Origin of the sequence: Streptococcus sp. DTU_2020_1000888_1_SI_GRL_NUU_041A, from assembly GCF_032387735.1 — a bacterium.
Taxonomy (GTDB): Bacteria; Bacillota; Bacilli; order Lactobacillales; family Streptococcaceae; genus Streptococcus; species Streptococcus sanguinis.
In genome coordinates, this window is record NZ_CP135591.1 from 782,703 (window position 1) to 801,548 (window position 18,846).

Consider the following 18,846-nt stretch of genomic DNA (forward strand, 5'->3'; position numbering starts at 1 on the left):
ATAAGGAATCACTATGAAATTAAAAACTTTCTTTACTAATTTTGGCCTTTATATACTTGTCCTCTTGGCCTATTTCTATATATTTTCGGCTATAGTTCTCTTCACTATGGGTTCTCTGACAGGAGGAACTTCTCAACTATTGATTTTGCCGATTTTTGTTATACTTGCCAGTCTCTATTCTTTTGCCATGTGGAAATGGTACCAGAAAGATTTGAAACTGGAAATCAAAAATACCAAGCTGACCAGTTCTATCTGGCTTCCCAGCGCCCTCTTGCTTGCTTTTATCATCTTCCAGCAGCTCGTTCCTATTGAATCTTCTGCCAATCAGAACACTGCTGTAGAGTTGATTCAGCAGCAGCCAGCCTTTGCCTTCCTATACATGGTAATCTTTGCTCCTATTCTTGAGGAGTTGCTGACACGAGGATTTTTGGCTAAGTTTCTCTTTCCCGACCAAAATAGCTTGGCGAAAATTCTGCTCTATTTAACTGTATCTGCCAGCTTTTTCTCTCTTCTGCACATGCCGGGCAATCTAGTCCAGTTTCTGGTTTACTTCATCTTGGGAGCTATCTTTGGTTTAGGCTATCTAGTTAAGAAGGACCTGCGCTACTCAATGGGGCTACATCTGCTCAATAACCTAATTGCCTTTGTTCTCATTGTCTTCTTTTAAGAGAAAAACTAAATATAAGACAGCACTTCTAAAGTTAGGCAGTAAAGTCTAACGGCAGAAGTGTTTTTCTGTGGAATGGAGTTTAAATACTAAACTGCTTTTCTGGTCTTTCGAAAGCCAGCAGTTTCAAATTCTTGTGAAAGTGTTTTCTAGATGGTATAATGAGCTATCAAATGAAAAGAGGTTTCCTTATGTCTAAAGTCCTATTAATTGTCAACCCTAGCTCGGGAGGCGAAAAAGCCAAGTCCTATGAAGACTTGGCAAGAGAAAAGCTGGCAGAATGTTTCGATGAGGTAGTGGTCAAGCATACTGAAAAAGGCGGAGACGCAGCAGCTTTTGCTAAGCAAGCCGCAGAAGACCATTATGATAGCGTCTTTGTCATGGGTGGCGATGGAACTGTCAATGAAGGAATCAGCGGTCTGGCTGAACTAGACTATCGTCCGACCTTTGGTTTCTTTCCACTTGGTACGGTCAACGACTTGGCGCGTGCTCTTGGCATTCCCCTAGACGCTGAAGAAGCCATCCAAAATCTGGATATCAACAAAGTCAAGCCGCTTGATATCGGCAAGATTAATGACCAGTACTTTATGAATGTGGTTGCCATTGGAACTATTCCTGAATCGATCAACAATGTAGATTCTGAAGACAAGACCAAATGGGGCAAGTTTGCCTACTTTATCTCTGGCTTCAAGCAGTTGATGGATACTAGTTTTTACGAATTTCACTTGAAGATTGATGGAGAAGAGCGCACGATAAAGAGCAGCACACTCTTGATTGGCTCGACCAACTCAATCGGAGGTTTTGAGAGCATTCTCCCTGAAGCCACTGTCAATGACGGCTTGCTCCACCTTTTGTACCTTAAGGATAAAAATCTCTTAGACACTTTGGTTTCTGTTCCAGATTTGATTTCAGGCAATGGCGAAGAAAGTAATAATATCGAGTATCTGACCTTTAAGGAAATCACAGTTGAGTTGGCTGATGATAAGGCAGAGCTCAGCGTCAACGTTGACGGAGATGAGGGCGACCAACTGCCAGTGACGATTCGTGTCTTGCCATCTCACTTGAATGTGTATTGCTAGTTTTTTGTGTTTAGGCTTAAAAAAGAATATGGTAGAAGGACTCCAAACTTTTAAGTTTGGGGTCCTTTAATACTTGTAATATACTAATTTTTAGATTTACATACTTTTCTCAAGTGATGGCGGACGTCAGCGACCTCCTGCAGAGTTCCATGACTAGCTATTGAGCCTAAGGTCTCAATATCTCCGCTCTACCTAACTGTTGCAACAGTTAGGTAGATTTCATCACTGAGAAAAGGAAGTAATCTTTTTAGAATTTCATTGGTAAAATCTTTCCAGTTATGCTATAATAAATCTAGAATAACATGATAACATAAGCAAAAGTTTCCTGATTTATTTGGGAGGGGAATTGACGATGCAAGAAAAAGAATTTGGACAGCATTTGAAACAGCTTCGATTAAATAGGGGCTGGACCAAGGAGCAATTGTGTGGTGATGAGTCAAAGCTTTCTATACGGCAGTTAACGCGTTTGGAGTCCGGCGTTTCCCAGCCGACTCTCTCTACTTTAGAATATCTTGCTTCCTGTCTAGAGGTCGATTTGGCAACCTTGACAGGAAGTAAAAAAGAAAATGCAGCTCTACCTGCTGATTACCAGCGATTGAAGTATAAGCTGATTCGCACGACCACTTATGGCAACACTGAAGTCTTGTCCGAATTGGAGCATATCATAGATGAAATTTTTGAAGTTTATTATGATGATTTGCCAGAAGCTGAGCAGAATGTAATGGATATCTTGCAATCAAAGATTTATACTTATACTTCTGAGAAATTCCAGAAGTATGGAATGACTCTCTTTTCCCAGCATTTGGATGATTTGCAAAGTAAAAAGCATTATGACGTGAATGACTTACTCTACATCCAGCTCTATCAGATCTATGTGGGAGATGAAGAGGAGATTCGGTCAGCTAAGTTTGATAAGGAATTATATACAAGAATCGCTCGGCGATTACTGCAGTCAGTTGACTATATTCCAAATGAATATCTCTTTCTCATGCGAGATGCTCTACTAACAATCCCAGGTATTGAGTGCGAGCGAAAAGAGTTCATTTATACAAAAGATACACTCAACAAACTTAATATAATCATGGAATTGACAGAGGACTATCAAAAGAAACCGCTGATAAGAATGTTAGAGGGAGAATATGAGCTTTTCGTACACAAGGACGAGAAAAAGGCTCAACAATACTACGAAGAGGGACTGACGCTGGCGAAATTGTTAGGTCATACTTTTCTATCTAAAAAAATGTCTGAGGAGTGGAATAAAGAACTTCAGATCTATCATCAAGGCTAACAGGACATCTATGTCCTGTTTTGGCAAAATCTTTCGTGTTATAATTAGGCAAACCTAAAGGAGGTCCTTTTATGAAAAATGCAAAATTAATGTTTCTTGCGACTGCGCTCGTTTCTTCTATTATCTTGCTTGGTGCTTGCAGTAAACAGCAGGAGAAGCAAACATCTCAAAATAGCAGCTCTAGCCAAACAGTTCAAACTTCTAAATCAGATTCTAAGTCTGAAGCGAAAGCTGTTCAATCAGCTAGCCAAGATGAAACTAATGTAGCGTCAGTATCTTCTGAAGCTCAGCCTAAAAATGAAACAAAGTCTGACACGAAAGCCCCAGCTACTCCAGCAACGAGTATTGACGTCAATGCTTTGGCAGCAGGAGATTTTTCGACTGTAGCCGGTACTTGGCAAAATGATTTGGGGGATGTGATAGTATTGAATAATCAAGGGGTTGTTTCTCATACTCTGAATGGAAAAGAATCCAGTGATTATACTTTACTAAAAGGTCAAGTAAGCGATGGTAGTTATGTATCTACTCTTGCTTATACTGCTGGTAGTAGCAGCGCAACCTTTTTAGTGATTCCTGAAGGAGCTGTTTTGCCTGATATTGGAAACGAAAATCCTAAAGCACAGATTCGAGTTGGACAAGATGCTATCACTGCTTCCCAGCATCCGTATTATCGAGTAGCTGATTAACTAATTTTATTTGATTATTATATGTTTGAAACTTAGAGGAGGTTCCCTTTATGAAAAATGCGAAATTTCTGCTTACTAGTACAACACTTGTTGCGTCCGTTTTCTTGCTTATTTCTTGTGGTAAACAGCAAGAGAAGCAAACATCTCAAAGTAGCAGCTCTAGCCAAACAGTTCAAACTTCTAAATCGGATGTCAAGTCTGAATCAAAAGCTATTCAATCAGCTAGCCAAGATGAAACTGATGTAGCGTCAGCATCTTCTGAAGCTCAGCCTAAAAACGAAACAAAGTCTGACACGAAAGCCCCAGCTACTCCAGCAGAAGGTATCGACGTCAATGCTTTGGCAGCAGGAGATTTTTCTACTGTGGCTGGCACTTGGCAAAATGATTTAGGAGATCAATTTGTTATTGATGTCAATGGTTCAACAGTGCTCAAACGAAGTTCAGGTGAAGTGATTGACAATAATACCTTTTACAATGGTAGAGTTGATAATAATAAATATGTCGTATCTTTTGGGTACTATAGCTCTGGTAGCAGTGATCCCTTGTTCTTTATTCCAGAAGGTGCTGCATTGCCCTTGACAGGTAATCCTGCTCCAAAAGAACAATTGCAACTAGGCAGCGATGCTATCACTGCTTCACAGCATCCGTATTATCGCGTATCTAATTAGTGACTGTATAGGTGGGGTTAGGGATGGTGTTTCCAGCTCCACCTTTATTTGGATAAAGACATGAAGGGAGTAAAAAATGGCCACCTTAATGATGAAAAAAATAGCTGAGGACTTAAATAAGATTAGAGTATTGGATGAAAATGGAGCTTTGGTGGCTTACTATGCCCTTCTGCCGGCTGACTTTTCTGGTGGTGACAGCAAGCTTTATCTTGAAAATCCAACGAGTCAAAGGCGGATGTATAGAATTTATCAAAATATGAAGCCCTTTTTATTTCCTATTGTCCCAGCTCATGATTGTACCGTGATTTATCTAACATCTGAGGCTGGAGTTGAGATTACAGTCGCAGAACATCTGGAAGAATATATCTACGATAATCAATAGATTAATAGACAGACAAAGAACCCCTCTTTCCGTATTTTGGAAAGAGGGATTCTTTGTCTTATAAACCGTAATTATAGTCGTCATCCTGCATGGCTTCAACTTCGCCTAGCAGGTAGCCGTTACCTACTTGGGAGAAGAAGTCGTGGTTGGAAGTACCGGTTGAGATACCGTTCATGACGATAGGATTGACATCGTCCGCTGAGTCTGGGAAGAGGGGATCCTGTCCCAGATTCATCAGAGCCTTGTTGGCATTGTAGCGCAGGAAGGTCTTGACCTCTTCGGTCCATCCGACTGTGTCATACAGGCTTTCGGTGTAGCCTTCTTCATTTTCATAGAGGGTGTAGAGCAGGTCGTACATCCATTCTTTGAGTTTTTCTTGCTCGTCTTCTGGCAGTTCGTTAAAAGCTAGCTGGAACTTATAGCCGATATAGGTTCCATGGACAGACTCGTCACGGATAATCAGCTTGATGATCTCAGCAACGTTAGCCAGCTTGTTATTACCCAGATAGTAGAGCGGAGTGAAGAAACCGGAGTAGAAGAGGAAGGTTTCCAAGAAAACGCTGGCTATTTTCTTTTCCAGAGCTGTACCATTTAGGTAAATTTCGTTGATAATCTCAGCTTTCTTTTGCAGGTATGGATTGGTGTTGGTCCAAGCAAAGATTTCATCGATTTCTGACTTGGTGTTAAGCGTAGAAAAGATAGAAGAGTAAGACTTGGCGTGAACAGATTCCATGAATTGAATGTTGTTGAAGACAGCTTCTTCGTGAGCAGTGCGTACATCCTTGCGCAGGGCATCCACACCAGACTCAGACTGAAGGGTATCCAGCAGGGTCAGGCCACCGAAGACCTTGCCAACCAGGTCTTTTTCCTTGTGAGACAGCTTTCTCCAGTCATCCAGGTCATTGGATAGGGGAATCCGCGTATCCAGCCAGAATTGCTCAGTCAGTTTTTCCCAGGTGGACTTATCGATCACATCTTCGATAGCGTTCCAGTTAATGGCTTTGTAGTAAGTTTGCATTCTTTCTCCTTTAGTAGATGGTACGACCTGATGGGGTATCAGCTATCACTTCTTGGATACTGTCCTAATGCTTCACGATTTTACCTTCCTGACAATGATGAGGAAGGTAAAATTGTGACATGGTCGAATTTCCTTTTCTTTTCTAAAATCTCTTGTTAGATCACACAGCTTTCACATTGGTTGGCACCTACTTCGCCGCCATCATCAGTGAAGGTACGGACGTAGTAGATGGACTTGATACCCTTGTTGAAGGCATAGTTGCGCAGGATAGAAAGGTCGCGGGTTGTTTGCTTGCTTTCTTTTTTCCACTCGTAGAGGCCTTTAGGAATATCACTGCGCATAAAGAGAGTCAGGGAAAGACCTTGGTCCACGTGCTCAGTTGCGGCTGCATAGACATCAATAACCTTACGCATGTCCATATCATAAGCACTGGTATAGTAAGGAATAGTCTCAGTTGACAGACCAGCAGCAGGATAGTAGATCTTACCGATTTTCTTTTCTTGACGTTCTTCGATCCGTTGAGTAATTGGGTGAATTGAAGCAGAAACATCATTGATATAGCTGATAGAGCCATTTGGCGCAACGGCTAGGCGGTTTTGGTGGTAGAGACCATCAGCCTTGACCTTGTCGCGCAACTCTGCCCAATCTTCTGCAGACGGGATAAAGATACCTGCGAAGAGTTCTTTAACACGGTTAGACTTAGGTACAAATTCACCCGTCAGATATTTGTCAAAGTAAGTACCGTTAGCATAGTCAGATTTTTCAAAGTTATGGAAGGTCACGCCACGCTCGCGAGCGATATTGTTAGACTCAACCAAGGTCCAGTAGTTCATGAGCATGAAGTAGATGCTGGTGAACTCTACAGCTTCCGCTGATCCATAATCGATCAACTGCTGAGCCAAGTAGCTGTGCAGTCCCATAGCTCCCAGACCAAAGGTGTGCGCCAGACTATTACCGTTGTCGATAGATGGCACAGCTGTGATGTGCGAGCTGTCTGTGACAAAGGTCAGGGCGCGTGTCATGGTCCGGATGGATTTTCCAAAGTCAGGCGAAGTCATCATGTTGACAACGTTGGTAGAACCTAAGTTACATGACACATCTGTTCCTAGGTGAAGATACTCTTGCGCATCATTCAAAAGGCTAGGCTCTTGCACCTGCAGGATTTCAGAGCAAAGGTTACTCATGACGATTTTACCGTCGATTGGATTTGAACGGTTGGCCGTATCAATGTTTACGACATAAGGATAGCCAGATTCTTGTTGGAGTTTAGAAATTTCTGTTTCCAAATCTCGGGCCTTAATCTTGGTCTTAGTGATATTTGGATTTGCGACCAACTCATCGTATTTTTCAGTGATGTCAAGGTAGGCAAATGGTACTCCGTACTCGCGTTCAACAGAATAGGGGCTGAAGAGGTACATTTCTTCATTCTTACGTGCCAATTCGTAGAACTTATCCGGAATGACGACACCAAGTGAGAGGGTTTTAACCCGAACTTTTTCGTCAGCATTTTCTTTCTTAGTAGAAAGGAAGGCGATGATATCTGGGTGGAAGACGTTGAGGTAAACAACCCCAGCTCCCTGACGTTGCCCCAGCTGGTTAGAATAGGAGAAACTGTCCTCAAAGAGTTTCATAACAGGCACAACGCCAGACGCAGCTCCTTCATAACCCTTAATAGGTGCTCCAGCTTCCCGCAGATTGCTGAGGGAAATCCCGACCCCGCCTCCGATACGAGACAATTGCAGGGCAGAGTTGATGGAGCGGCCGATAGAGTTCATATCATCTGTTACTTGGATGAGGAAGCAGGAAACCAATTCACCACGACGAGCCCGACCAGCGTTGAGGAAGCTTGGTGTCGCCGGTTGGTAGCGCTGGTGGATAATTTCATTGGCAATATCCTTGGCAATGGCTTCATCTCCGTTGGCAAAGTAGAGGGCGTTGAAGAGTACCCGATCTTCCATGCTTTCCAGATAGTATTCACCATCATTTGTCTTCAGGGCATACTGGTTGTAGAACTTATAAGCAGCCATGAAAGATTTAAACTTGAAATCTTGAGCATGGATAAAAGCAGTCAGCTCCTCGATGTATTCTGGAGAGTAGAGCTGGATAAATTCCTTTTCCAAATAGTTTTCTTCTATTAAATACTCAATCTTTTCTGTAATAGAAGAAAATTGCTTGGTGTTCGGCTCAACATTTTCCTTAAAGAAAGCCTCCAGAGCTTCTTTGTCCTTGTGGAGCATAATTTGTCCATTGATTGGACGGTTGATTTCGTTGTTGAGTCGGAAGTATGTCACATCCTCTAAATGTTTGAGTCCCATGTTTTCCCTTTTCTATATAAATAAAGATAATTTAACTAGCGGAAAATATCCGCCTTACAAAAGAAATGGCTCCTATGAGCATAGGAGCTGCAGTTTGCCCTGATAATATGTCTTTTAGTTTATCTCCCAATCAAGGCGCGCTGCCCTCAAAATAAACTACATTAAGACAGTTTTTTCAATTTACCAGGTTGGAAACCAGAAAATGCCTCAGTTGCTGTCTGAATCACAGGAGCAGCGTTGAAACCAAGATCTTTGACATGGTCAATGAATTCTGGCTGTTCATCCAAGTTGATTTCGCGGTATTCTACATGATTAGTATCTAAGAAGCGCTTGGTCATTTTGCACTGAACGCAGTTGTTTTTTGAGTAAATAGTTACCATTAAAAATTCCTCTAAACTTTCGTTTTTTCTTTTAAATAATACGAAACTAGTATATCTAAAAGAAAATAGAATGTCAATAGTTTTGAACTAAATATTGTGTGATATTTTGTTATAGGATAGATTGCAATACAATATATAGTGTTTATATAAGCGGTGAAAAGAAGTGAAAAATTGCAGAAAAGGAGCAAAATGCTGTTGCGGCAATGCTTAAACAATTCTTAAAGCTTTAGAAAAATGACTGGTAGCTTTTTCTCCTAAAAACGAAAATCCAATATCTTGTGTTACAGAATTTTGGGAATCACTAGGAGGAGTGGAGGGAGGAGTTTATATTCTTAATTTATGGAAATTAACTACTATAAAAATAAGAAATTTATGATTGAAAACTTGCTGGAAGAAATGTTTGAATAAAAGCTGAAAGATGGGGGCTTTTGCTTGAAAATTCCACCTTCAATATAATAAGAAGAGTTTTCATTTCCTAAGAAATATTTTGTAAGCGGGCTATAAAATTCTTGAAAAAGATTTCAAAAGGTGATATAATATCAACTTGTAAGGGTTATCACAATAACTCAAAAAGAATTATTTAAAAGGAGAGTCTAACTATGGCTTCTAAAGATTTCCACATTGTAGCAGAAACAGGTATTCACGCACGTCCAGCAACTTTGTTGGTTCAAACTGCTAGCAAATTCGCTTCAGACATCACGCTTGAATACAAAGGTAAATCAGTAAACTTGAAATCTATCATGGGTGTTATGAGTCTCGGTGTTGGCCAAGGAGCTGATGTTAAGATCTCAGCTGAAGGTGCAGATGCAGACGATGCTATCGCTGCAATCTCTGAAACAATGGAAAAAGAAGGATTGGCTTAATATGACAGAAATGCTTAAAGGAATTGCAGCATCTGACGGTGTTGCCGTTGCTAAGGCATATCTATTAGTTCAACCGGATTTATCATTTGAGACTGTTTCAGTCGAAGATACGAATGCAGAAGAGGCTCGTTTGGATGCAGCTCTTGAAGCTTCACAGAACGAGCTTTCTGTTATCCGTGAGAAAGCAGTAGATAGCCTTGGTGAGGAAGCCGCTCAGGTATTTGACGCTCACTTAATGGTACTTGCTGACCCTGAAATGGTTGGGCAAATCAAAGAAACAATCCGTGCGAAAAAGACCAATGCAGAAGCTGGTCTGAAAGAAGTAACGGACATGTTTATCACTCTCTTTGAAAACATGGACGACAATCCATATATGCAGGAACGTGCAGCAGATATCCGCGACGTGACAAAACGTGTTCTTGCTAACCTTTTGGGCAAGAAATTGCCAAACCCAGCGTCTATCAATGAAGAATCAGTTGTGATTGCTCATGACTTGACTCCTTCTGATACAGCACAGCTGGATAAGAAATTTGTTAAAGCTTTTGTAACCAATATCGGCGGCCGGACAAGCCACTCTGCTATCATGGCACGTACGCTTGAAATCGCAGCAGTATTGGGAACTAATAACATTACTGAGCTTGTAAAAGACGGCGATGTGATTGCAGCTAACGGTATCACTGGTGAAGTGATTATCAACCCAACTGAAGAGCAAATCGCAGCATTTAAAGCAGCTGGTGAGGCTTATGCTAAGCAAAAAGCTGAATGGGAATTGCTTAAAGATGCTCAGACTGTGACTGCAGATGGCAAGCACTTCGAATTGGCAGCCAATATCGGTACGCCAAAAGACGTTGAAGGTGTCAATGCTAACGGTGCAGAAGCAGTTGGTCTTTACCGGACTGAGTTCCTTTACATGGATTCTCAAGACTTCCCGACAGAAGATGAGCAGTATGAAGCATACAAGGCTGTGCTTGAAGGAATGAATGGAAAACCAGTTGTTGTTCGTACAATGGACATTGGTGGAGATAAGGAACTTCCTTACTTTGATATGCCACACGAAATGAACCCATTCCTTGGTTTCCGTGCTTTGCGTATCTCTATCTCGGAAACTGGTGATGCTATGTTCCGTACACAAATCCGCGCTCTCTTGCGTGCTTCTGTACATGGACAATTGCGCATCATGTTCCCAATGGTAGCCCTTCTGACAGAATTCCGCAAAGCTAAAGCGGTTTATGACGAAGAGAAAGCTAAGCTGCAAGCTGAAGGCGTTGCAGTAGCAGACAATATCCAAGTGGGGATTATGATTGAAATCCCAGCAGCAGCTATGCTCGCGGATCAATTTGCCAAGGAAGTAGACTTCTTCTCTATCGGTACCAACGACTTGATCCAGTACACTATGGCAGCTGACCGGATGAATGAGCAAGTCTCTTACCTCTATCAACCATACAACCCATCTATCCTTCGCTTGATCAACAATGTTATCAAGGCAGCTCATGCTGAAGGTAAGTGGGCAGGTATGTGTGGAGAAATGGCCGGCGACCAAACTGCGGTGCCATTGCTCGTAGGTATGGGCTTGGATGAATTCTCTATGAGTGCGACTTCTGTTCTTCGGACTCGTAGCCTCATGAAGAAACTGGATACGAAGAAGATGGAAGAACTGGCTCAGCGTGCACTGACTGAATGTGCAACGATGGAAGAAGTTCTTGAACTTGAAAAAGAATATCTGGACTTCGATTAATCTGAAAAATTAAGATCAGGGAGATTTTCCTGGTCTTTTTAGTTTTCTTCAGGGGCATAGTGAAGATTGTGCAGAAAGTTGAAATCAAAGAAAACAGAAAATAAGCAGATCTAATATGAACAAAATTAGATAATCTATCTTAATTGTGAAAAAATTCTTTAAATTTATAACTTTTGGTTGAAATTTTCAGAAAATTTGGTAAAATAATATTTAATAACATTTTGGAGGGGACACGTGACACAATATAAAAACTATATAAATGGAGAGTGGAAAGTTTCTGAAAATGAAATTACCATCTCATCTCCTATCAACAATGAGATTTTAGGAACTGTGCCTGCCATGACTCAGGCAGAGGTTGACTATGCGATGGCAAGCGCTCGTGCGGCTTTGCCAGCTTGGCGAGCTCTTTCAGCAGTTGAACGTGCAGCTTATTTGCATAAGGTTGCGGATATTTTGGAACGCGATCAGGAGAAGATTGGCGAAATTCTTGCAAAAGAAGTTGCCAAGGGGATCAAAGCGGCAGTCGGAGAGGTAGTCCGGACAGCAGACTTGATTCGCTATGCGGCTGAAGAAGGCATTCGTATTCACGGTCAGGTTATGGAAGGTGGCGGCTTTGAAGCTGCCAGCAAGAAGAAATTGGCTGTGGTTCGTCGTGAGCCTGTAGGAGTTGTACTGGCCATTGCGCCATTTAACTACCCAGTCAATCTGTCTGGTTCTAAGATTGCTCCTGCCCTTATCGGTGGAAATGTTGTGATGTTTAAGCCACCTACCCAAGGTTCAATTTCTGGTCTGCTCTTGGCTCAGGCTTTTGCTGAGGTTGGTCTGCCTGCTGGTGTTTTCAATACCATCACAGGACGTGGTTCAGAAATCGGGGATTACATCATTGAGCATAAGGAAGTAAACTACATTAACTTTACTGGCTCCACTCCAATCGGTGAACGCATCGGTAAGTTAGCTGGTATGCGTCCAATTATGTTAGAATTGGGTGGTAAGGATGCTGCAGTTGTGCTGGAAGATGCTGACTTGGAGCATGCGGCTAAGCAGATTGTTGGCGGGGCATACAGTTATTCCGGTCAGCGCTGTACGGCTATTAAACGTGTCATTGTCATGGAGAGCGTGGCAGATAAATTAGCGGCGCTGATTAAGGCAGAGGTAGAGAAACTGACGGTTGGGGATCCCTTTGATAATGCGGATATCACACCAGTCATTGATAATGCATCAGCAGATTTCATCTGGGGCTTGATTGAAGATGCTCAAGAAAAGGGAGCGTCAGCCTTGACGGAAATCAAACGTGAAGCAAATCTCATCTGGCCTGCCTTGTTTGACCATGTGACACTGGATATGAAATTAGCTTGGGAAGAGCCATTTGGTCCTGTTCTTCCGATTATTCGTGTGACTTCCGTTGAAGAGGCTATTCAGATCTGTAACCAGTCAGAGTTTGGTCTTCAATCTTCAGTCTTTACAAATGATTTCCCGAAAGCATTTGAAATTGCTGAGAAACTGGAAGTGGGTACTGTACACATCAATAATAAGACCCAACGTGGTCCAGATAACTTCCCATTCCTTGGTGTTAAGGGATCTGGAGCAGGAGTGCAAGGGATTCGTTACAGTATCGAAGCGATGACACAAGTGAAATCTATCGTGTTTGATGTGAAATAATGAGAAAGGCGGCTTTGTGCGGCCTTTTTTCTTACCTTGATGAACTTGTAAATCTAATATGATTACCTCATGATTTGAAAAGAATTAATCATTTATATGTTTAATTGCTTATTATTTTAAAATGTAAATTTACATATTGGTCTATATCTTTATGAAAATTTTCATCTTTTTCTTGTTTTGGATAGCTCCTATATTTAGTAAAAAAGGAATTAAAGGATATCGAGAGACACAAAATGCAGTGTTTTCTCTCTCATTTATTACTAATTTCAGCTAATGTTCGGTTTTAGTAATTTTCCGTAAGGATATTTGAAATTTACTTGAAAAAGAGATAAAAATAATGTAGAATAGTATTATAGAAAACGCTTACAAATAGAAAGGTGATTGCATGGATAAGAACGAAGCATTAAGAACCTTTACAACAGGTGAAAACTTTCATTTGCAGCATTATCTAGGGGCGCATCAAGATGAAGTGGACGGCAAGTCTGGCTACTCTTTCCGCGTTTGGGCGCCTAATGCTCAGAGTGTCCATCTGATTGGAGATTTCACCAATTGGTATGAAGAGCAGATTCCAATGGTCCGAAATGAAGCGGGCGTTTGGGAAGTCTTCACAGAGCTACCTAAGGAAGGTGATATATACAAGTACAATATCAAGCGCAGCAGTGGTCAGGAAATTTTGAAAATTGATCCGCTGGCTATCTATCTGGAAGAGCGTCCGGGTACTGGAGCAGTTATTCGCACTATTCCTGAGAAGAAGTGGAAAGACGGCCTTTGGCTGGCACGCCGGAAGCGTTGGGGCTTCTTCTCTCGGCCAGTCAATATCTATGAAGTGCATGCCGGATCTTGGAAACGCAATGAAGACGGTAGTCCTTATAGCTTTGCCCAGTTAAAAGAAGACTTGATTCCGTATCTGGTGGAGATGAACTACACGCATGTGGAATTCATGCCGCTTATGGCTCATCCGCTGGGACTTAGCTGGGGCTATCAGCTCATGGGCTACTTCGCCTTTGAGCATACCTATGGCACGCCTGAGGAATTTCAAGACTTCGTCGAAGAATGTCACTTAAACAATATCGGTGTCATTGTGGACTGGGTCCCAGGTCATTTCACTATTAATGATGATGCTTTGGCCTACTATGATGGGACACCGACTTTCGAGTATCAGGATCACGACCGGGCTCATAACTATGGCTGGGGTGCTCTCAACTTTGATTTGGGCAAGAATCAGGTTCAGTCTTTCTTGATTTCTAGCATTAAATTCTGGATTGATTTTTATCATCTGGACGGAATTCGGGTTGATGCTGTCAGCAATATGCTCTATCTGGACTATGACAGCGGTCCTTGGCAGCCAAATAAAGATGGCGGTAATCGCAATTATGAAGGCTATTACTTCCTGCAGCGCCTCAATACGGTTATCAAGTTAGCCCATCCTGATGTCATGATGATTGCAGAGGAAAGCTCCTCAGAGACCAAGATTACTGGCATGAGAGAGCTGGGTGGTCTAGGTTTTGACTACAAGTGGAATATGGGCTGGATGAATGATATCCTTCGCTTCTACGAAGAAGATCCGATTTATCGTAAGTACGATTTTAATCTGGTGACCTTTAGCTTTATGTACGCTTTCTCTGAAAACTTTCTCCTGCCATTCTCTCATGATGAAGTGGTTCATGGCAAGAAGAGTCTCATGCACAAGATGTGGGGGGACCGTTACAATCAATTTGCAGGTCTCCGCAACTTGCTGACTTATCAAATCTGCCATCCGGGCAAGAAATTGCTCTTTATGGGCTCAGAATTTGGTCAGTTCCTAGAATGGAAGTCAGAAGAGCAGCTAGAATGGTCTAATCTGGACGATCAGATGAACAAGAAGATGCAAGGCTTTACTGCTGCACTCAATGCCTTTTATAAAGACAATCGTCCGCTTTGGGAAATTGATCTGAGCTATGATGGTATCGAAATCATTGATGCGGATAATACTGATCAAAGTGTCCTCTCCTTTATCCGTAAGACAGAAAAAGGAGATATGTTAGTTTGTGTATTCAATATGGCGCCGGTAGAGCGGAAGAACTTTACCATCGGTGTTCCAGTGGAAGCCATTTATGAAGAAGTATGGAACACTGAATTAGAAGAATGGGGAGGTGTTTGGAAGGAACATAACGAAACAGTTCAGTCTCAAGAAGGACTTTGGAAAGATTATCCACAGACCTTGACCTTTACACTGCCAGCTCTTGGAGCCAGCATCTGGAAGATCAAGCGTCGGATTGCTCGTAAAAATGTTAAAAAAGATTCCACAAAGGAGTAATAGTCTATGAAGAATGAAATGCTAGCTTTGATTCTTGCCGGCGGGCAAGGAACTCGTCTTGGAAAGCTCACACAGAGTATCGCAAAACCTGCGGTACAGTTTGGCGGCCGCTATCGTATTATTGACTTCGCCTTGTCTAACTGTGCCAACTCCGGTATTCACAATGTCGGTGTCATTACTCAATACCAACCACTAGCTCTGAACAGTCATATTGGAAATGGTTCTAGCTGGGGGCTCGATGGTATTAACTCAGGCGTGTCCATTCTTCAGCCTTATTCTGCGAGCGAAGGAAATCGCTGGTTTGAAGGTACCAGCCATGCGATTTATCAAAATATCGACTATATCGACAGCATCAATCCTGAGTATGTCCTGATTTTGTCTGGGGACCATATCTATAAGATGGATTATGATGACATGCTTCAGTCTCACAAGGACAACAATGCCAGCTTGACAGTAGCCGTTCTGGATGTGCCTCTCAAAGAAGCCAGCCGATTTGGTATTATGAATACAGATGCTAATAATCGGATTGTTGAATTTGAAGAAAAACCAGAACATCCTAAGTCAACCAAGGCTTCTATGGGGATTTATATCTTTGACTGGCAACGTCTGCGTAATATGCTGGTAGCTGCTGAAAAGAGTAATGTGGATATGTCTGACTTTGGTAAGAATGTTATCCCTAACTACCTAGAATCTGGCGAAAGCGTTTATGCTTATGATTTTGAAGGCTATTGGAAAGACGTTGGTACAGTAGAGTCTCTCTGGGAAGCCAACATGGAATACATCAGCCCAGAAAATGCTCTGGATAGCCGCAATCGTCGCTGGAAGATTTATTCTCGCAACTTGATTTCTCCGCCAAACTTTATCAGTGAAAATTCCCATGTAGAAGATTCGCTGGTCGTTGATGGCTGTTTCGTTGACGGTACAGTAAAACACTCTATTCTTTCTACTGGTGCTCAAGTCAAAAAGGGCGCAGTCATTGAAGACTCTGTCATCATGAGTGGAGCTGTTATTGGCAAAGACGCTAAGATCAAGCGGGCCATTATCGGTGAAGGGGCTATCATCTCTGATGGTGTAGAGATTGATGGTACAGAGGAAGTATATGTTGTCGGATACAACGAGAAAGTGGGGGTACCAAAAGATGAAGATTGATAAATACTCAGCAATTTTAGGAAACACAGTCGGCTTCCATGATATGTCAACTCTGACAAATCATCGTCCAGTAGCCAGTTTGCCATTCGGTGGGAAATACCGCTTGATTGACTTCCCGCTTTCAAGTCTTGCCAATGCTGGTATCCGCAGTGTCTTTGGTATCTTCCAGCAGGACAATATCAGCTCTGTCTTTGACCATATTCGTTCGGGTCGTGAGTGGGGTCTGTCTACCTTGCTTAGCCACTATTACCTGGGAATCTACAATACTCGTGTAGAAAGCTCTACAGTCGGTGAGGAATACTATAAGCAGCTTTTGACCTACCTGAAACGTTCTGGCTCCAACCAAACAGTTGCACTTAACTGTGATATCTTGGTTAATATTGACCTCAATCAAGTTTTCCATTTGCACAATACAACAGAGCAGCCGATTACAGTTGTCTACAAGAAATTGCACAAGGAAAATATCTCAGATGTGAATGCTGTCCTGGATATTGATGAGACAGACCATGTCAGAGGGCATAAACTCTTTGATGGCCGAGAAGATGCTGAGCTCTTCAATATGTCTACAGACATCTTTGTGGTAGATACTCCTTGGCTGATTGAAAAGCTAGAAGAAGAAGCTAAGAAAGAGCATCCCCAAAAACTGCGCTATGTCCTGCGTGATTTAGCAACTCAGGAAGGGGCATTTGCCTACGAATATACAGGCTATCTGGCTAATATCTATTCTGTAGAGACCTACTACAGATCCAATATCGATATGCTTGAAAGTAAGAAATTCTACTCTCTCTTCAGTCCGAACCAAAAGATTTACACCAAGGTTAAGAATGAAGAGCCGACTTACTATGCTGAGTCTTCAAAAGTATCTCGCTCCCAGTTTGCGTCAGGAAGCATTGTGGAAGGTGAAGTCATCAATTCTGTGATTTCACGGAATACCAAGATTAAGACTGGAAGCAGTGTCAAACACAGTGTTCTCTTCCCTCGAGTGAAAGTTGGAGAAAATGCAACTGTCGAGTACGCGATTGTGGACAAGGGTGTTGAAATTGGCGAAGGAGTGGTGATTCGCGGAACTGCAGAAGACCCAATTGTAGTCAAGAAGGGCCAAAAAGTTACAGAGGACATAATTCGATGAAGATTTTATTTGCAGCAGCAGAAGGAGCCCCATTTTCTAAGACAGGTGGTTTGGGAGACGTTATTGGCGCTCTCCCCAAATCACTGGTCAAGGCTGGCCATGAAGTTGGTGTCATTCTGCCATACTATGACATGACCCATGCCAAATTTGGCGACCAAGTGGAAGACCTTTTCTATTTTGAAGTCAGCGTTGGCTGGCGTCGCCAATACGTTGGGGTCAAGCGACTGGTCTTGAATGGTGTGTCCTTCTATTTTATTGACAATCAGCATTATTTCTTCCGCGGTCATGTTTACGGGGATTTTGATGATGGTGAGCGCTTTGCTTACTTCCAGTTAGCAGCCGTAGAGCTGATGGAGCGGATTGATTTCATTCCGGATGTTCTGCATGTTCACGATTATCATACAGCTATGATTCCTTTCTTGGTTAAGGAAAAATACCATTGGATTCAAGCATATCAGAATATCAAGACTGTCTTGACCATCCATAATCTGGAATTCCAAGGCCAATTCCCTGACAGCATGCTTTGGGAACTGTTTGGAGTGGGCTACGAGCGCTATGCAGACGGAACCCTGCGTTGGAATGACTGTCTCAACTGGATGAAGGCCGGCATTCTCTATGCGGACCGAGTGACAACTGTATCACCAAGCTATGCAGGTGAAATCCGTACACCAGAATTTGGCTGTAATTTGGATCAAATCCTGCGGATGGAGTCTGGTAAGCTGGTCGGAATTGTCAACGGTATAGATACAGATATCTATAATCCAGAAACGGATCCGCTATTAGCCCATCACTTTAACAAATCTGACTTATCTGGTAAACTAGAAAACAAGCGAGCTTTGCAAGAGCGAGTTGGTCTGCCTGTGCGTGATGATGTGCCGGTAGTTGGGATTGTTTCCCGTCTGACCCGTCAGAAAGGCTTTGATTTGGTAGTGGAAGAGCTGCATAATCTCCTCCAGGAAGATGTGCAGATTATCCTCTTGGGAACAGGGGATCCAGCTTTTGAGCAGGCTTTCGCTTGGTTTGGTCATGCCTATCCTGATAAGCTTTCAGCTAATATTCTCTTTGATGTAACCTTGGCTCAGGAGATCTACGCTGCCAGCGATATTTTCCTCATGCCAAGCCGCTTCGAACCTTGTGGCCTTTCACAAATGATGGCCATGCGCTACGGAACCTTGCCTTTGGTGCATGAAGTGGGCGGTCTGCGTGATACCGTCGAGCCTTACAATGTCTATACAGGACAGGGAACGGGCTTTAGCTTCAATAACTTTTCTGGCTACTGGCTGACTTGGACCTTCAAGGAAGCACTCAAGCTCTATGCCGATGACAAGGAAGCTTGGAAATCTCTGCAAGAACAGGCGATGGAAAGAGACTTCTCTTGGGATACAGCCAGCAAGGCTTACAGTGATTTATATCAATCACTTCTATAACATTTACTTTGGAATCAGTATAAAAAATCCTCTCTTGTCCATGGGACAAGGGAGGATTTCCGTGAGACTTACATTTTTATATATTATCATACTATGTTGGAGCCC

Annotated in this window: 16 protein-coding genes; 13 read left to right on the plus strand and 3 right to left on the minus strand. The window is 42.4% G+C overall.

Features of this window, described 5'->3' with window-relative positions:
• The first annotated feature begins 13 nt into the window (after positions 1–13).
• The 6 genes from RSK81_RS03990 to RSK81_RS04015 all read left to right on the plus strand — a co-directional run bounded on the left by RSK81_RS03990 (position 14) and on the right by RSK81_RS04015 (position 4,770).
• Positions 14–667, plus strand: a complete 654-nt coding sequence (locus RSK81_RS03990; protein ID WP_125330532.1) for a CPBP family intramembrane glutamic endopeptidase — start codon at positions 14–16, stop codon at positions 665–667.
• A 161-nt stretch (positions 668–828) separates the two neighbouring features.
• Positions 829–1,746: a diacylglycerol kinase family lipid kinase gene (locus RSK81_RS03995; RefSeq protein WP_315687509.1), complete on the plus strand. Its 918-nt coding sequence runs from the start codon at positions 829–831 to the stop codon at positions 1,744–1,746.
• Positions 1,747–2,098: 352 nt separating this feature from the next.
• The gene (locus RSK81_RS04000) at positions 2,099–3,034 is read left to right on the plus strand and encodes a helix-turn-helix domain-containing protein (protein WP_002910208.1); all 936 of its coding nucleotides are present in this window, start codon (positions 2,099–2,101) and stop codon (positions 3,032–3,034) included.
• Between the two features lie 71 nt (positions 3,035–3,105).
• Positions 3,106–3,720: a DUF6287 domain-containing protein gene (locus RSK81_RS04005; RefSeq protein ID WP_002910205.1), complete on the plus strand. Its 615-nt coding sequence runs from the start codon at positions 3,106–3,108 to the stop codon at positions 3,718–3,720.
• Positions 3,721–3,770: 50 nt separating this feature from the next.
• Positions 3,771–4,388, plus strand: coding sequence for a DUF6287 domain-containing protein (locus RSK81_RS04010; RefSeq protein WP_125401429.1), 618 nt, complete (start codon positions 3,771–3,773; stop codon positions 4,386–4,388).
• Between the two features lie 76 nt (positions 4,389–4,464).
• Positions 4,465–4,770 (plus strand): hypothetical protein, encoded by a 306-nt coding sequence (locus tag RSK81_RS04015; protein ID WP_002912062.1) that lies wholly within the window; start codon positions 4,465–4,467, stop codon positions 4,768–4,770.
• Between the two features lie 58 nt (positions 4,771–4,828).
• Here RSK81_RS04015 and nrdF read toward each other — a convergent pair whose 3' ends face one another.
• The 3 genes from nrdF to nrdH form a co-directional block, all read right to left on the minus strand.
• Positions 4,829–5,788 (minus strand): class 1b ribonucleoside-diphosphate reductase subunit beta, encoded by a 960-nt coding sequence (nrdF, locus tag RSK81_RS04020; protein WP_002896021.1) that lies wholly within the window; start codon positions 5,786–5,788, stop codon positions 4,829–4,831.
• A 155-nt stretch (positions 5,789–5,943) separates the two neighbouring features.
• Positions 5,944–8,103, minus strand: a complete 2,160-nt coding sequence (nrdE, locus tag RSK81_RS04025; RefSeq protein WP_315687511.1) for a class 1b ribonucleoside-diphosphate reductase subunit alpha — start codon at positions 8,101–8,103, stop codon at positions 5,944–5,946.
• Between the two features lie 161 nt (positions 8,104–8,264).
• Complete coding sequence (gene nrdH / locus RSK81_RS04030; RefSeq protein WP_002897920.1) at positions 8,265–8,483, minus strand: glutaredoxin-like protein NrdH; 219 nt, start codon at positions 8,481–8,483, stop codon at positions 8,265–8,267.
• 599 nt (positions 8,484–9,082) lie between these two features.
• Here nrdH and RSK81_RS04035 point away from each other — a divergent pair.
• From RSK81_RS04035 to glgA, 7 genes are all read left to right on the plus strand, one after another.
• Positions 9,083–9,346, plus strand: a complete 264-nt coding sequence (locus tag RSK81_RS04035) for a phosphocarrier protein HPr (protein ID WP_002896017.1) — start codon at positions 9,083–9,085, stop codon at positions 9,344–9,346.
• A 1-nt stretch (position 9,347) separates the two neighbouring features.
• Complete coding sequence (ptsP, locus tag RSK81_RS04040) at positions 9,348–11,081, plus strand: phosphoenolpyruvate--protein phosphotransferase (protein ID WP_002896016.1); 1,734 nt, start codon at positions 9,348–9,350, stop codon at positions 11,079–11,081.
• A gap of 234 nt (positions 11,082–11,315) precedes the next feature.
• Entirely contained in the window at positions 11,316–12,740 is a 1,425-nt protein-coding gene (locus tag RSK81_RS04045; RefSeq protein ID WP_315687513.1) for an NADP-dependent glyceraldehyde-3-phosphate dehydrogenase, read from the plus strand.
• Between the two features lie 385 nt (positions 12,741–13,125).
• Complete coding sequence (gene glgB / locus RSK81_RS04050; RefSeq protein ID WP_002902694.1) at positions 13,126–15,036, plus strand: 1,4-alpha-glucan branching protein GlgB; 1,911 nt, start codon at positions 13,126–13,128, stop codon at positions 15,034–15,036.
• Between the two features lie 6 nt (positions 15,037–15,042).
• The gene (locus tag RSK81_RS04055) at positions 15,043–16,185 is read left to right on the plus strand and encodes a glucose-1-phosphate adenylyltransferase (RefSeq protein WP_002912070.1); all 1,143 of its coding nucleotides are present in this window, start codon (positions 15,043–15,045) and stop codon (positions 16,183–16,185) included.
• Positions 16,175–17,314 (plus strand): glucose-1-phosphate adenylyltransferase subunit GlgD, encoded by a 1,140-nt coding sequence (glgD, locus tag RSK81_RS04060; RefSeq protein WP_002896012.1) that lies wholly within the window; start codon positions 16,175–16,177, stop codon positions 17,312–17,314. Before RSK81_RS04055 ends, glgD begins: the two co-directional genes overlap by 11 nt.
• Positions 17,311–18,741 carry a glycogen synthase GlgA gene (gene glgA, locus RSK81_RS04065; protein WP_002900748.1) on the plus strand — a complete coding sequence of 477 codons (1,431 nt, stop codon included), beginning with the start codon at positions 17,311–17,313 and terminating at the stop codon, positions 18,739–18,741. The genes glgD and glgA overlap by 4 nt, the downstream gene beginning before the upstream one ends.
• The last annotated feature ends 105 nt before the right edge of the window (positions 18,742–18,846 follow it).

Excerpts from the sequence above, each read along its gene's own strand:
- RSK81_RS03990 (WP_125330532.1), top strand. The coding sequence starts at position 14 with ATGAAATTAAAAACTTTCTTTACTAATTTTGGCCTTTATATACTTGTC.
- RSK81_RS03995 (WP_315687509.1), top strand. The coding sequence starts at position 829 with ATGAGCTATCAAATGAAAAGAGGTTTCCTTATGTCTAAAGTCCTATTA.
- RSK81_RS04000 (WP_002910208.1), top strand. The coding sequence starts at position 2,099 with ATGCAAGAAAAAGAATTTGGACAGCATTTGAAACAGCTTCGATTAAAT.
- RSK81_RS04005 (WP_002910205.1), top strand. The coding sequence starts at position 3,106 with ATGAAAAATGCAAAATTAATGTTTCTTGCGACTGCGCTCGTTTCTTCT.
- RSK81_RS04010 (WP_125401429.1), top strand. The coding sequence starts at position 3,771 with ATGAAAAATGCGAAATTTCTGCTTACTAGTACAACACTTGTTGCGTCC.
- RSK81_RS04015 (WP_002912062.1), top strand. The coding sequence starts at position 4,465 with ATGGCCACCTTAATGATGAAAAAAATAGCTGAGGACTTAAATAAGATT.
- nrdF (WP_002896021.1), bottom strand. The coding sequence starts at position 5,788 with ATGCAAACTTACTACAAAGCCATTAACTGGAACGCTATCGAAGATGTG.
- nrdE (WP_315687511.1), bottom strand. The coding sequence starts at position 8,103 with ATGGGACTCAAACATTTAGAGGATGTGACATACTTCCGACTCAACAAC.
- nrdH (WP_002897920.1), bottom strand. The coding sequence starts at position 8,483 with ATGGTAACTATTTACTCAAAAAACAACTGCGTTCAGTGCAAAATGACC.
- RSK81_RS04035 (WP_002896017.1), top strand. The coding sequence starts at position 9,083 with ATGGCTTCTAAAGATTTCCACATTGTAGCAGAAACAGGTATTCACGCA.
- ptsP (WP_002896016.1), top strand. The coding sequence starts at position 9,348 with ATGACAGAAATGCTTAAAGGAATTGCAGCATCTGACGGTGTTGCCGTT.
- glgB (WP_002902694.1), top strand. The coding sequence starts at position 13,126 with ATGGATAAGAACGAAGCATTAAGAACCTTTACAACAGGTGAAAACTTT.
- RSK81_RS04055 (WP_002912070.1), top strand. The coding sequence starts at position 15,043 with ATGAAGAATGAAATGCTAGCTTTGATTCTTGCCGGCGGGCAAGGAACT.
- glgD (WP_002896012.1), top strand. The coding sequence starts at position 16,175 with ATGAAGATTGATAAATACTCAGCAATTTTAGGAAACACAGTCGGCTTC.
- glgA (WP_002900748.1), top strand. The coding sequence starts at position 17,311 with ATGAAGATTTTATTTGCAGCAGCAGAAGGAGCCCCATTTTCTAAGACA.